Source organism: Salmonella sp. 741265050_HSA (genome assembly GCF_046569445.1).
In the GTDB taxonomy this organism is placed as follows: domain Bacteria; phylum Pseudomonadota; class Gammaproteobacteria; order Enterobacterales; family Enterobacteriaceae; genus Salmonella; species Salmonella enterica.
Genome location: NZ_JBKFSV010000002.1, coordinates 274,599 through 286,896 on the forward strand (window position 1 = coordinate 274,599; position 12,298 = coordinate 286,896).

At 52.6% G+C, this 12,298-nt stretch carries 15 protein-coding genes; 3 read left to right on the plus strand and 12 right to left on the minus strand.

The genetic code is table 11. The features are described 5' to 3' along the window. Positions 1 to 14: 14 nt before the first annotated feature. Entirely contained in the window at positions 15 to 287 is a 273-nt protein-coding gene (locus ACLD4F_RS06945) for a PTS sugar transporter subunit IIB (RefSeq protein WP_000699818.1), read from the minus strand. A gap of 80 nt (positions 288 to 367) precedes the next feature. Then, positions 368 to 811, minus strand: a complete 444-nt coding sequence (locus ACLD4F_RS06950) for a PTS sugar transporter subunit IIA (RefSeq protein WP_000901810.1) — start codon at positions 809 to 811, stop codon at positions 368 to 370. A gap of 252 nt (positions 812 to 1,063) precedes the next feature. Here ACLD4F_RS06950 and ACLD4F_RS06955 point away from each other — a divergent pair, with 252 nt between their 5' ends. Next, the gene (locus ACLD4F_RS06955) at positions 1,064 to 2,083 is read left to right on the plus strand and encodes a LacI family DNA-binding transcriptional regulator (RefSeq protein ID WP_000026949.1); all 1,020 of its coding nucleotides are present in this window, start codon (positions 1,064 to 1,066) and stop codon (positions 2,081 to 2,083) included. A gap of 5 nt (positions 2,084 to 2,088) precedes the next feature. Here the strand turns inward: ACLD4F_RS06955 and yfcD are convergent, their stop codons facing one another. From yfcD to yfcF, 3 genes are read right to left on the minus strand one after another with little or no spacing between them, the layout of a single operon-like run. Further along, entirely contained in the window at positions 2,089 to 2,643 is a 555-nt protein-coding gene (gene yfcD, locus ACLD4F_RS06960; protein ID WP_000230215.1) for an NUDIX hydrolase YfcD, read from the minus strand. Positions 2,644 to 2,699: 56 nt separating this feature from the next. Beyond that, positions 2,700 to 3,251, minus strand: coding sequence for a phosphodiesterase (gene yfcE, locus ACLD4F_RS06965; protein WP_000772458.1), 552 nt, complete (start codon positions 3,249 to 3,251; stop codon positions 2,700 to 2,702). Positions 3,252 to 3,306: 55 nt separating this feature from the next. Then, a complete protein-coding gene (gene yfcF / locus ACLD4F_RS06970) occupies positions 3,307 to 3,951 on the minus strand; it encodes a glutathione transferase (RefSeq protein ID WP_000043010.1) in 645 nt (214 codons plus the stop codon). Between the two features lie 142 nt (positions 3,952 to 4,093). On the opposite strand from yfcF, the gene yfcG reads away from it, so the two are divergent. Next, entirely contained in the window at positions 4,094 to 4,741 is a 648-nt protein-coding gene (yfcG, locus tag ACLD4F_RS06975) for a GSH-dependent disulfide bond oxidoreductase (RefSeq protein ID WP_000566561.1), read from the plus strand. Positions 4,742 to 4,866: 125 nt separating this feature from the next. Further along, the gene (locus tag ACLD4F_RS06980; protein WP_001166274.1) at positions 4,867 to 5,760 is read left to right on the plus strand and encodes a TIGR01777 family oxidoreductase; all 894 of its coding nucleotides are present in this window, start codon (positions 4,867 to 4,869) and stop codon (positions 5,758 to 5,760) included. A gap of 51 nt (positions 5,761 to 5,811) precedes the next feature. Here ACLD4F_RS06980 and hisP read toward each other — a convergent pair whose 3' ends face one another. The 7 genes from hisP to ACLD4F_RS07015 form a co-directional block, all read right to left on the minus strand. Continuing rightward, a complete protein-coding gene (gene hisP / locus ACLD4F_RS06985; RefSeq protein ID WP_001293591.1) occupies positions 5,812 to 6,585 on the minus strand; it encodes a histidine ABC transporter ATP-binding protein HisP in 774 nt (257 codons plus the stop codon). Positions 6,586 to 6,598: 13 nt separating this feature from the next. Further along, the gene (gene hisM / locus ACLD4F_RS06990) at positions 6,599 to 7,306 is read right to left on the minus strand and encodes a histidine ABC transporter permease HisM (RefSeq protein WP_000569771.1); all 708 of its coding nucleotides are present in this window, start codon (positions 7,304 to 7,306) and stop codon (positions 6,599 to 6,601) included. After that, positions 7,303 to 7,989, minus strand: coding sequence for a histidine ABC transporter permease HisQ (locus tag ACLD4F_RS06995; protein WP_000965498.1), 687 nt, complete (start codon positions 7,987 to 7,989; stop codon positions 7,303 to 7,305). Before ACLD4F_RS06995 ends, hisM begins: the two co-directional genes overlap by 4 nt. Before the next feature lie 180 nt (positions 7,990 to 8,169). Then, positions 8,170 to 8,952: a histidine ABC transporter substrate-binding protein HisJ gene (gene hisJ, locus ACLD4F_RS07000; protein WP_000731868.1), complete on the minus strand. Its 783-nt coding sequence runs from the start codon at positions 8,950 to 8,952 to the stop codon at positions 8,170 to 8,172. Positions 8,953 to 9,189: 237 nt separating this feature from the next. Next, positions 9,190 to 9,972, minus strand: a complete 783-nt coding sequence (argT, locus tag ACLD4F_RS07005; RefSeq protein WP_000754423.1) for a lysine/arginine/ornithine ABC transporter substrate-binding protein ArgT — start codon at positions 9,970 to 9,972, stop codon at positions 9,190 to 9,192. Between the two features lie 288 nt (positions 9,973 to 10,260). Continuing rightward, positions 10,261 to 10,830: a UbiX family flavin prenyltransferase gene (locus ACLD4F_RS07010; RefSeq protein ID WP_000825682.1), complete on the minus strand. Its 570-nt coding sequence runs from the start codon at positions 10,828 to 10,830 to the stop codon at positions 10,261 to 10,263. 26 nt (positions 10,831 to 10,856) lie between these two features. Then, positions 10,857 to 12,263, minus strand: a complete 1,407-nt coding sequence (locus ACLD4F_RS07015; protein ID WP_000380350.1) for an amino acid permease — start codon at positions 12,261 to 12,263, stop codon at positions 10,857 to 10,859. Positions 12,264 to 12,298: the final 35 nt, after the last annotated feature.

Sequence of the window (12,298 nt, forward strand, 5' to 3'; positions counted from 1 at the left end):
CTCGCCAGCAATAATTATTGTTTAGCGAACCATGCGCGCAGCTGCGTTTCCAGTTCGTTGATGTCGATGATGTTATTGATCACCACCAGTTGGCTTTCCGGTACGCTGGCGCTGGCCGCGATATCTTTGGCCATTACAAAAAGATCGGCAGCCCCGGGCGTGGCCGATGAGAGATCGGAGTGTTCCACTTCAGCGTCAATATTGAGTTTCTTTAATACTTTTTTAATGTTCATTTCTACCATAAAACTACTACCCAGGCCGGAACCGCAAATTGCCATGATTTTCATTATTGTCACCTTTTAAAAGTAGAGTTGGTCTGCATCACGCACGGGCGTAATGTTATTTACCGCAAGAAAATGGAGTAAAATCAGAAACGGTCAATAATCGTTTTAATGTCCTCCAGGTTTTTTGCCTGATGTAATTTTTCCATATCTACATCACTGGAAAATAATTCCGCCAGCGCCGATATCATTTCGATATGACTGTGCTTATCAGGCGCCGCCAGCATAATAATGATGTCAACCGGATCAAATTCGTCTGCGCCAAATGAAACGCCGCGCTGTAGTTTCAGTAACGATAAACCTAACCCTTTCGCCCCCTCTTCCGGCCTCGCATGCGGCATCGCTAACCCTGGCGCTAATACATAATACGGCCCAAGCTTTTGGTGCTGCTGAACAATCGCCGTAATGTATTCCGGTGCGATAACACCTGCGTCCAGCAGGGGTTTGCCGCAAATTTCCAGCGCCTGCGGCCACGTTTCCACGCTCTCCTGTAGCGTGATGGTTGCGTCAGATAACCAGGTTCCCAGCATGTTATTCGCCCCCACGGTGTATGAAATTATGAACAAACTTTATTCAAGCCATTCGATATTAGCTGCGATCGTTATCACAAAGATAGCGCTACCAGCGACTATTACTCAGAATTGTGATAGCGCTATCAAATTAAAATCATGGTGTGAAATCACAGCAAAAAAGCGGATTTAAGGCGTATACTGCCAGTCATGCGAAGCAAAGAACGACAATAAAAAAGCATCTCAACATGTTGTAATGACGCAGGAATTTGTATGTCGATACCCCGTAAACGGCGCAGTACCGGTAAAGTGACTATCGCCGATGTAGCCCAACTTGCCGGTGTAGGCACGATGACCGTATCACGAGCCTTACGCACGCCGGAACAGGTCTCTGATAAACTCCGGGAAAAAATCGAAGCGGCAGTGCATGAGCTGGGCTATATGCCTAATCTCGCCGCCAGCGCGTTGGCGTCTGCCTCCTCGCATACCATCGCGATGGTCGTACCGAACCTTGCGGAAGCGGGGTGTTCTGAAATGTTCGCCGGGCTGCAACAAATTTTACAGCCCGCAGGCTACCAGATAATGCTGGCGGAATCGCAGCATCGCGTGGAACAAGAGGAGAAGCTGCTCGAAACGCTGCTGGCCTCCAACATTGCCGCGGCGATTCTGCTTAGCGTCGAACATAGCACTACCGTGCGCCAGTGGCTGAAAAATGCCTCTATCCCGGTGATGGAGATGGGCGCGATTCGCAGCGATCCTATTGATATGAATATCGGTATTGATAACGTTGCGGCAATGTATGAGCTGACGGAAATGCTGATTCAGCGCGGTTATCAGAATATCGGGCTACTATGCGCCAATCAGGAGCAGTGGATTTTTCAGCAACATCTGCACGGCTGGTACAAAGCGATGCTTCGCCACCATATGTCGCCAAACCGGGTGATTAATGCCGCCTTGCCGCCCAATTTTTCTACCGGCGCGTCGCAACTGCCGGAGTTTTTACTGGCGTGGCCGGAGCTGGACGCGCTGGTATGCGTATCGGATGAGCTGGCCTGCGGCGCGTTATACGAGTGCCAACGACGGCGGATCAAAGTTCCGGACGATTTAGCGGTGGTCGGGTTTGGCGATAGCGATGTCAGCCGGGTCTGCCAGCCGCCGTTAACCACCATGGCCGTACCGCACCGTAAGATTGGCAGTGAAGCCGGACGGGCGCTGTTGGAAAGGTTAAATCAGGGAAACTGGAGCGATCGAAAATCCATCGCCTCCAGTTTATGTATGCGGGAAAGCTGCTAAAACGCTTATTCCGTCTCTTCCGGTTTCTCCTGGAGCGCGGCTTCGTTTTTGGCGTTGCGGGTCATCCACAGCGCCAGCGCTTTGAGCGAATCTGGCGTAAACTCATCACAGCGCGCGGTGATCTCCTCCGGAGTCAGCCAACACACTTCGCTGACTTCATCTTCCTGAAGCGCGAAAGGCCCGTGGGAAACGCAGCTAAACAGCGCGCCCCAAACCCGGCAATGTTGGTCTTCAAAGTAAAACAGACCGTGTTCGGCAAACGGCACGCCTGCAATACCCAACTCTTCTTCCGCTTCGCGGCGGGCAGATTCCAGTAGCTGCTCATCAGCCTGGACCACGCCGCCTGCGGTAGCATCTAACATACCGGGCAAAAAATCTTTTGTTTCGGTACGACGCTGCACCAGAATTTTACCCATACCATCATGAACGACGATATACGTCGCACGATGCCGTAAGCGTTGCGCACGCATCTGTTCCCGGCTGGACTGTGCAATGACTTCATTGTCTTCATTCACAATATCCACCCATTCCGTACTTGCCAAACGACGCTGTTCCACCATCAGGAAACCTTCTTATTTCTGGCGCTCTTACGGCGCATTTACGTTTGTGAGGTAAATTACGAGTTAATTGCAACCTGCGCAATGATACTTTGATCATTGAGTGCGATTACGCTCAACACATTATCATCCAGAATACCGTAGCTTGCTGCATACCCGCCTTTTGGGATGCTCACTGACCCAGGATTAAAGTGATACAGTCCTTCCTGCTGTTGCGCCACCGGCAGATGCGTATGACCATAAACCAACACATCGCCAGTATGCAGAGCGGGCAGATTCGTCGGCCCGAAGAGGTGCCCATGCGTTAAAAATAGCCGCCTCTCTTGCGTCAATATTTGCTGCCACGGCGCAGTTATCGGGAAATGCAGCAGCATCTGATCCACTTCGCTATCGCAGTTGCCGCGCACGGCAATGATTTGCGTCGCCACCGCGTTCAGGCGTTCGGCGACCTGGGCGGGCGCATAGCCTTCAGGCAGCGCATTTCGCGGCCCGTGGTTAAGGACATCGCCTAATATCACCAGCCAACGCGCGCCGCTTTGCGCGAACCGCTCAAGCACGCGTTCCGTGGCGGGTAAAGAACCATGAATGTCCGATGCGAACATCAGTTTCATCGCTCACTCCTCGTTGTGAAAAACGGCGTTATGATACTGGAATATGAATAGATTTTCAGCCTGAACGCTTCGAGGAAAGCGCAATAAAACGCTGTACGGAAGCACGCTGCCACTGGAATGTCGCATACGCCGCCAGCGACGCCGGCACGTCATCGCCATGCAGCGCCAGACGATTGATCATCAATGCCAGATCGGTATCGGCAATGCACCATTCACCAAATAAATTTTGCGTCCCCTGCCCCAATAGCGCTTCAGCCGTCGCAAACAGTTTTGCCGCGCTGGCTTTTCCAGCCTCGCTTAGCGGCGCTTTTTTCGCCCCGGCAAACACCACGTCGGTAGGCCGTTCTTCGCGAAGCGGCAGTAAATCGCTGCGTAGCCACGCCTGAATCTGTCGCGCGCGGGCGCGTTTTTGTAAATCGTGCGGGTAGATACGCTCCCACTGCGGCGGCGCGAAACGCTCCTCCAGGTATTCCGCAATAGCGGACGACTCGCTCAACTCAAAATTGTCGGCCTCAAGCACCGGTACGCGCTGCGTCAGCGCATATCCCCGCCAGCCAGGTTGCAGATGTTCTCCCTGGTCCAGATCGCGGGTTTTCAGAGTAAAGGAAAGCCCTTTTTCTTGTAATGCCACCCAGGCGGACAAGACGTAGGGAGAGAAAAAGTTCGCATCCGACCACAGCACAATAACAGGCTTACTCATAATGTCCTCTTGAGGGCGTATTAAGTTTCTTCCCAAAATATAGCGTCTTTCGCCTGCTGTCACCTGATGAAAACTCACACACATCAGGAGGCTTTCTATACTTAATTCAGCCCAGACTCTTTACGCACATGCAGGAGCCAAAATGATTGACCTTTACTACGCCCCCACGCCCAACGGGCATAAAATAACGCTGTTTCTGGAAGAGGCGGAGCTGGCGTATCGTTTGCTAAAAGTAGATATCAGCAAGGGCAATCAGTTTCGCCCTGATTTTTTGGCTATCTCTCCCAATAATAAAATTCCTGCCATCGTCGATCACGCCCCGGCAGACGGCGGTCAACCGCTTAGTCTTTTTGAATCCGGCGAAATTCTTCTCTACCTGGCGGAAAAAAGCGGCAAACTGCTTAGCGGGGAGCTGCGTGAACGCCATACCACGCTGCAATGGCTGTTCTGGCAGGTCGGCGGGTTAGGGCCGATGCTGGGCCAGAATCATCACTTTAACCATTTTGCGCCGCAGGCCATCCCCTATGCGATTGAACGCTATCAGGTTGAAACGCAACGCTTATACAACGTCCTGAATAAACGCCTGGAAACCTCCCCGTGGCTGGGCGGCGACCACTACAGTATTGCGGATATCGCCAGTTGGCCATGGGTTAACGCACATCAGCGTCAGCGAATCGATCTTGATAGCTACCCGGCGGTGTATAACTGGTTTGAACGCATTCGCACGCGTCCTGCGACAGCGCGCGCACTGTTACAAGCGCAACTGCACTGTAACAGTACGAAAGCGTAACGCGGTAGCATACATCATGTATGATGTAGAGGTGTATACACGGAAAAAACCTGCGTCCGGCACCCTTATTCGTATTAAAAACCTGACATTAGGGAAGAGGAAATCCTCCCTACTCTGGAGGTCATATGCAGATTCTGATTACCGGCGGTACGGGCCTGATAGGGCGTCATCTCATTCCCCGGCTGTTAACACTGGGGCACCAGGTGACGGTCGTTACGCGCAATCCCGATAACGCGCGTCAGATTCTCGATTCCAGAGTGACATTATGGAAAGGGCTGGCGGAACGTGAGCACCTCAATGAGATTGATGCCATCATCAATCTGGCGGGCGAACCGATTGCCGACAAGCGCTGGACGTCGCAACAAAAAGAACGGTTGTGCCAAAGCCGCTGGGCTATCACGCAAAAGTTGGTGGATTTAATTCATGCCAGCGCAACGCCGCCCTCGGTGTTGATATCCGGCTCCGCCACGGGCTATTACGGCGATCTGGGCGACGTTGTCGTCACTGAAGATGAGCCGCCGCACAACGAATTTACGCATAAACTTTGCGCCCGCTGGGAACAGATTGCCTGTCGTGCGCAGAGCGACCAGACCCGCGTCTGCCTGCTGCGTACCGGCGTTGTCCTGGCGCCGCAAGGCGGGATTCTGGGGAAAATGGTTCCGCCGTTTCGCCTCGGACTTGGCGGTCCGGTGGGTAATGGTCGGCAATATCTGGCCTGGATTCACATCGACGATATGGTCAACGGCATTCTGTGGCTGCTGGATAACGATCTTCGCGGTCCCTTCAATATGGTCTCGCCGTATCCCGTCCATAATGAGCATTTTGCTCATGCGCTGGGTCGCGCGCTGCGCCGTCCAGCGATTATTCGCATTCCGGCGACGGCAATTCGCTTATTGATGGGAGAGTCGTCAGTGCTGGTGCTGGGCGGACAGCGGGCGCTGCCAAAACGGCTTGAAGCCGCCGGATTCGCATTTCGCTGGTATGATTTAGAAGAGGCGCTGGCGGATGTGATTCGCTAGTTCCCAAAGCGCCGTATCCTGCCCGGTAAGCGATGCGCCGCCGGGCTTCTTTTATTTCAGCGAGCCTTTCAGGAATTGCTGTAAACGCGGGCTTTGCGGATTGCCGAACACCTGCTCCGGATCGCCCTCTTCTTCAATTTTCCCCTGATGCAGAAAAATAACGTGCGAAGAGACATGGCGAGCGAAGCCCATTTCATGCGTGACCACCACCATCGTTTTGCCTTCTTCCGCCAGTTGTTGCATGATGCGCAACACTTCGCCGACCAGTTCAGGATCGAGCGCCGAAGTAGGTTCATCGAACAGTAAAACGTCAGGTTCCATCGCCAGCGCGCGCGCAATAGAAACGCGCTGCTGTTGGCCGCCGGAGAGATGGACGGGATATTTGCCCTGAGCGCGCTCATCAATCCCCACCTTCGCCAGATATTTCAACGCCCGCTCGCGCGCGTCGTGCTTGCTTAATCCCAGTACCTGAATCGGCGCTTCCATCACATTTTCCAGCACCGTCATGTGGCTCCAGAGGTTAAAGTGCTGAAACACCATCGTCAGGCGGGTACGCAACAAGCGTAGCTGATTTTTATCCGCCACTTTGAGCTGCCCGTCTTTGTCGCGCACCAGATTAATGTTCTGACCGTTCACGATAATCGCGCCTTCGCTCGGTTTTTCGAGGAAGTTAATACAGCGCAAAAAAGTGCTTTTACCGGAGCCGGACGAGCCGATGATGCTAATCACATCTCCGGCGCGGGCCTGCAGCGATACCCCTTTCAGCACTTCATGACCGCCGTAGCGTTTGTGCAAATCGATAACGTGTAATTTATTTTCTGACATCATGTTACTCGAATTATTTAGAGGACACGTGCTGCAACCAGCGTCTTTCCGCCCGACGGAACAGGCTTATCAGGACATACGAAATGAGTAAATACAACACGGCGGCAATGCCAAACGCGGTAAACGGCTGGTAAGTCGCTGAGTTAATATCGCGGGCGATTTTCAACAAATCCGGCACCGTCGCGGTAAACGCCAGCGCCGTAGAGTGCAGCATTAAAATCACTTCGTTGCTGTAGGCAGGCAAGGCGATGCGTAATGCCGACGGCAAAATAATGCAGCGATACATTTTAAATGACGAGAAGCCATAGGCCCGTGCCGCTTCAATTTCACCGTGCGGCACCGAGCGAATCGCCCCGGCGAAAATTTCCGTGGTGTACGCGCAGGTATTCAGCGTCAGCGCCAGTACGGTACAGTTCAGTCCGCTGCGGAAAAACGCGTTAAGAAGATCGGTGCCTTTGACTATCTCCAGCGTATACATCCCCGAATAGAACACCAGTAGCTGTACGTACAGCGGTGTGCCGCGAAAAATATACGTAAACAGCCAGATGGGAAAACGGATGAATTTATTACTGGAAACGCGACCTACCGCCAGAATCACCGCCAGAAGACCGCCCATCACCACCGATGAAATTAACAGCCACAGCGTAATCGCCACGCCGGTAAAACGATAGCCATCCGTCCACAGCAGGGATTTCCAGTACTCCTGAATGATCTCAATCACAAATCGGCCCTCTTCACGCCCACGGAATAGCGACGCTCAAGTAAGAGCAGCACACCATTGGAAACGGTGGTAAATACCAGGTAGATAAGTCCACAGACCACGGCAAAATAGAAAGGCTCCCAGGTGCTTTTACCGGCAAGCTGCGTGGCTTTGACGACATCTTCCAGGCCCAGCAGCGACACCAGCGCCGTCGCTTTGAGTATCACCTGCCAGTTATTGCCGATCCCCGGCAGGGCGTAACGCATCATCGCCGGGAACATAATCCGCCGGAAGGTTTGCCCGTGGGTAAAACCAAAGGCCGTCGCCGCCTCGATATGGCCTTTCGGCACCGCCATAAACGCGCCGCGAAAGGTTTCGGTAAAATAGGCGCCGTAGATGAAACCAAGGGTGATAATACCGGCCACCATCGGATCAATATCTATCTGGTCGATACCCAGCGAATCGGTCACCACGTTAAGCGCGATTTGCAATCCGTAAAATATCAGCAGCATTAAGACCAGATCCGGCACCCCGCGAATCAGGGTGGTGTATCCTTCAAAAATAAGCCCCGTTACCCGGTTTTGCGAAAGCTTCGCCCCCGCGCCGACAAGACCGATAAGCACGGCCAGCACCACGGAACTGAGCGCCAGTTCCAGCGTGACGATCGCGCCCTGTAAAATTACGCCTGAAAACCCGTACAACATGCAGCCTGTCCTGTTGTGTATGGTGAAGTAAGAAGCCTCTTTTGCATTTTTGCCTCACATCACGCCGGATGGCGGCTATGCCTTGTCAGGCCTACGATGCTCCGTAGGCCTGACATGCACAGCGCCATCAGGCAATGCAGACAGTCAACATTCTTTGGGCTTTATCTGCACCGACGGTGATTAACCGCCATAAACATCAAAATCAAAGTACTTTTTCGCCAGCTTTTCGTAAGTACCGTCAGCACGCATTTCAGCAAAGGCTTTGTTCAGCGCTTCGCGCAGCTCGTTATCCTCTTTGCGCAGCCCCATACCGGTTCCTACGCCGAATAACTTCTCATCTTTCACCGCCGGGCCGCCGAATTTATAGTCTTTTCCGACGGGCTGTTTAAGGAAACCTTCGCTGGCCGCGACCTCATCCTGGAACGCCGCATCAATACGACCCGCCGTCAGATCGGAATAAATGTTGTCCTGCCCCTGGTAAGAGACGATCTCAATCCCTTTCGGCGCCCAGTGCTCATTGCCGAAGGTCTCCTGCGTCGTCCCCTGTAGCACGCCGACGCGCTTGCCTTTCAGCGACGCGACGGTTGGCTGAATATCAGAGTTCTTCGCCACCACCAGACGGGAATCAGCGGCGTAAAGCTTGTCGGTAAACGCGATTTCCTGCTGGCGCTTTTCAGTGATGGACAGCGAGGACATGATGGCATCAATTTTCTTCGCTTTTAAAGACGGAATCAGCGCATCCAGCGGGTTTTCCACGAACGTACACTGTGTGTTGATACGTTTGCACAGCTCTTTGGCCAGATCGATATCAAAGCCGACCAATTCACCTTGTGCATTTTTGGATTCAAACGGTGCGTATGTAGGATCGGTACCGATACGAATCTTTTGTGGAATAGCGGCAAATGCTGCGGTAGCGCTGGAAAATGCCAGCACCAGAGAAAGGGATAACGCCAGTTTTTTCATAACTATCCTCAACAGTCTGTCTTTCCAGGAGATCTTTACAGATCCGATGCGACTATCGTGCCATTAATCAGGCCGACAAGGCAAAGCATTCTACCTTGTCAGCCGGTTTATTTTGCATAAAAATCGATTAAGTATGCATTTATGCGCCTGTTCCGCAACGGCTTATGCACCAAAAAGGTGCAAAACATCTATTTTGCACCGTGATAGTTCCCCGGCGCGGCGCGTTATCCCCTTCCCTCAATCGCCGTAGACATTAAAATCGAAGTACTTTTTGGCCATTTTGTCGTAAGTTCCGTCCTGGCGCAGTTCGGTCAGCGCTTTATCAAACGCGGCTTTTAGCTCGGTATCGTCTTTGCGCAGCCCAACCCCCGTCCCGTCGCCAAAATATTTTTTATCCTTCACGGAAGGACCGGCAAACGCATACTCTTTGCCCGCTGGCTGCTTCAGGAAACCTTCGCTGGCGGCGACTTCATCCTGTAATGCGGCATCCAGACGACCGGCAGTTAAATCGGAATAGATAAGATCCTGGTTGGCATAAGCCACCACATCCACACCTTTTGTGCGCCAGTTATCATTGGCGTAAGCCTCTTGCGTGGACCCTTGCAGCACGCCGACATGCTTGCCTTTCAGCGATTCCAGCGTCGGCTGAATGGGAGACCCTTTTGCCGCAATCAGGCGTGAATCCGCCGCGTAAAGTTTGTCGGAAAACGCAATTTCTTGCTGGCGTTTATCGGTGATAGAGAGCGATGAAATAATGGCATCAATTTTTTTTGCTTTTAGTGAGGGAATAAGCGCATCAAAGTCGCTGGCGACCCAGGTACATTTCACCTGCATACGCTTACACATTTCATTACCGAGATCGATATCAAAGCCAATAAACTCGCCTTTGGCATCTTTTGATGAGAAAGGCGCGTAGGTGGTATCTGTTCCAATACGAACCGTTTGCGGGAGCGCGGCGTAACTGGCCGCCGTCGCGCCCAGACCTATCAGCAAAGACAAAGCGAGAACGGTCTTCTTCATACATACCCCTCAAGTGGCGTCATTTTCTTATGTTTTACGTGGTGTTGTGTGTTTGCAGACTTTTTCATGCAGGTCTTATGCCATTTTCACGTCAACAAAACGATTCGACGTTAAATTTGTTAATAAAACGTTGCAATATTGTCCTGATGTTGAAGATAGCAGGTATGACGGTTGAACCGCAGCGTTTCGGCGGCTTTTAACGAATTAAATGTTGAGGATATGATCGCGGTTACAAAATTGCCCTGAAACAGGGCAACAGGGACAATAATGCACGCTAAACAGACAACGCTATGCGCCCTGCCAGCGAACAAAAAGATCGTGCGGAAGGGGGATATCAAACTGATCCAAAACTCGGTTAACCGTTTGATTTATAACATCATCTAACGTCTGAGGAAGATGGTAAAAAGCCGGAACCGGCGGCATAATCACCGCGCCTATCTCAGCGGCCTGGGTCATTAAACGCAAATGCCCGATATGCAGCGGCGTTTCACGCACACACAGCACCAGAGGTCGCCGCTCTTTTAATATCACATCCGCCGCGCGGGTAAGCAGTCCGTCAGTATAACTGTGGACAATCCCCGACAGCGTTTTAATCGAACAGGGCAAGATAACCATTCCCGCCGTCGGGTAAGAGCCCGAGGAAATGCTGGCGGCAATGTCGCGCGCATCGTGTGTCACATCGGCCAGCGCCTGCACCTCGCGCAGCGAAAAATGGGTCTCCAGCGCCAGCGTTTGCCGGGCCGCCTGGCTCATCACCAGATGCGTTTCCACGCTATCGACATCGCGCAAAATTTGTAATAAGCGCACGCCATAAATCGCTCCGCTGGCGCCGCTAATTCCTACAATGAGTCGTTTCATGTTCTCTTACCGTTTACGAGCGCCGTTCATCCCACTGTGTTACGTAATCGGCTCAAAGTGGGTCTGAAGAGATACCATGACAAAAGAATCCCTATCATAAAAGCCAGCTCAACCAACATTATCACTACCCCTTGCTCACTAAACCAGGTGCCGACCATAATGGCAAAATTGGTGATAATGACAAATCGGGCCGTCCAGGGGAAAAGCGGCGATCGATAGCGTAGCAAATCGCTGGCGTACGTTCCATTACGCACCGATTGTCGGAAACGATACTGGCACCATCCGATGGTTATCCATGCCAGGCAACCCACCTGCCCGGTACTGGCGATCAGATATAAATAAAATTGCTGTGCGGGAATATAGCGGGTCAGCAACGACACCAACGCCAACAAGGCCGTGATTAAAATAGCATACACCGGCACGCCGCCGCCGTTCGTTTTACCAAAGCAGGCTGGCGCAAAGCGATCGCCCGCCATAGACCACAGCATACGCGAACTGGCGTAAATGGCCGAGTTAGCGGCAGAAACCGCGGCGGAAAAGATCACCAGCGTCATCAGCGTATCCGCCCCCGGAATGCCCGCGTGGGAGAATACCCATACAAAGGGGCTTTGTCCATTTGGCGTCAGTTCATGCGGATAGACCAGCGCCAGCACCGCAATCGCCAGGCCGTAAAACAAAATGATTCTGAGACCGATCCCCAGGATCACTTTCGGTAAAATAATGTGCGGCGATTCGGTCTCCCCTGCCGCATTTCCTACCAGTTCCACCCCCTGGAAGGAGTAAATCACGATCGTCATACAGACCACAATTTGCTCCCAACCGTGGGGAAACCACATTCCGTCTGCTTTTAATGTCGGGTGCCAGTCGCTATGGCCCATTAGCGAGTAGATCATGACCCCGCCCGCGCAGATAAACAGCACGATCGCGAAGACCTTAATGGCCGAAAGCCAGTATTCGCATTCGCCAAAACTTTTTGCGGAGGTAAGATTGATGGCCGTCAGGATGAGCAGAATCGCCAGGCAGAACATATATACCGGAACCGCGGGGAAAAACTGGTGAGCAATAAACCCTGCGGCAGTGAGGTCGGCTGCTAGGGAAAAGACCCAGCTAAACCAGTAAAGCCAGCCAATGGTATAGCTCCAGCAAGGTGACGGCATAAACATCAGCGCGTAATGTTGAAATGAACCGGAGTGAGGAAAGGCGCATGATAATTCGCCAAGACACATCATCGTCGCCAGCATAATGGTTCCGGCAAACAGATAGGCCAGTAAGGTTCCCGCCGGCCCGACGCTGCTTAACGGTTCGGCAATGCCGATAAATAAGCCGGTGCCAATCGTGCCGCCCAGCGACATCATCAGCAGGTGCCGCTTCTTCAGGTTACGCCGCAGACCGCCTTCAGGCTCTGCTGGCGGAGATTGTTGCAGGGTATCCATCGTTACTCCCTGTCTTTCATGAGGTCAAAGATGCC

Bases quoted from the DNA above. Each gene is read 5' to 3' on its own strand.
- hisP (WP_001293591.1), bottom strand. From the start codon at position 6,585: ATGTCAGAAAATAAATTACACGTTATCGATTTGCACAAACGCTACGGC.
- yfcD (WP_000230215.1), bottom strand. From the start codon at position 2,643: ATGGTGGAACAGCGTCGTTTGGCAAGTACGGAATGGGTGGATATTGTG.
- argT (WP_000754423.1), bottom strand. From the start codon at position 9,972: ATGAAGAAGACCGTTCTCGCTTTGTCTTTGCTGATAGGTCTGGGCGCG.
- ACLD4F_RS07015 (WP_000380350.1), bottom strand. From the start codon at position 12,263: ATGGATACCCTGCAACAATCTCCGCCAGCAGAGCCTGAAGGCGGTCTG.
- yfcF (WP_000043010.1), bottom strand. From the start codon at position 3,951: ATGAGTAAGCCTGTTATTGTGCTGTGGTCGGATGCGAACTTTTTCTCT.
- yfcG (WP_000566561.1), top strand. From the start codon at position 4,094: ATGATTGACCTTTACTACGCCCCCACGCCCAACGGGCATAAAATAACG.
- yfcE (WP_000772458.1), bottom strand. From the start codon at position 3,251: ATGAAACTGATGTTCGCATCGGACATTCATGGTTCTTTACCCGCCACG.
- ACLD4F_RS06980 (WP_001166274.1), top strand. From the start codon at position 4,867: ATGCAGATTCTGATTACCGGCGGTACGGGCCTGATAGGGCGTCATCTC.
- hisJ (WP_000731868.1), bottom strand. From the start codon at position 8,952: ATGAAAAAACTGGCGTTATCCCTTTCTCTGGTGCTGGCATTTTCCAGC.
- ACLD4F_RS06955 (WP_000026949.1), top strand. From the start codon at position 1,064: ATGTCGATACCCCGTAAACGGCGCAGTACCGGTAAAGTGACTATCGCC.
- ACLD4F_RS06950 (WP_000901810.1), bottom strand. From the start codon at position 811: ATGCTGGGAACCTGGTTATCTGACGCAACCATCACGCTACAGGAGAGC.
- ACLD4F_RS06995 (WP_000965498.1), bottom strand. From the start codon at position 7,989: ATGTTGTACGGGTTTTCAGGCGTAATTTTACAGGGCGCGATCGTCACG.
- ACLD4F_RS07010 (WP_000825682.1), bottom strand. From the start codon at position 10,830: ATGAAACGACTCATTGTAGGAATTAGCGGCGCCAGCGGAGCGATTTAT.
- ACLD4F_RS06945 (WP_000699818.1), bottom strand. From the start codon at position 287: ATGAAAATCATGGCAATTTGCGGTTCCGGCCTGGGTAGTAGTTTTATG.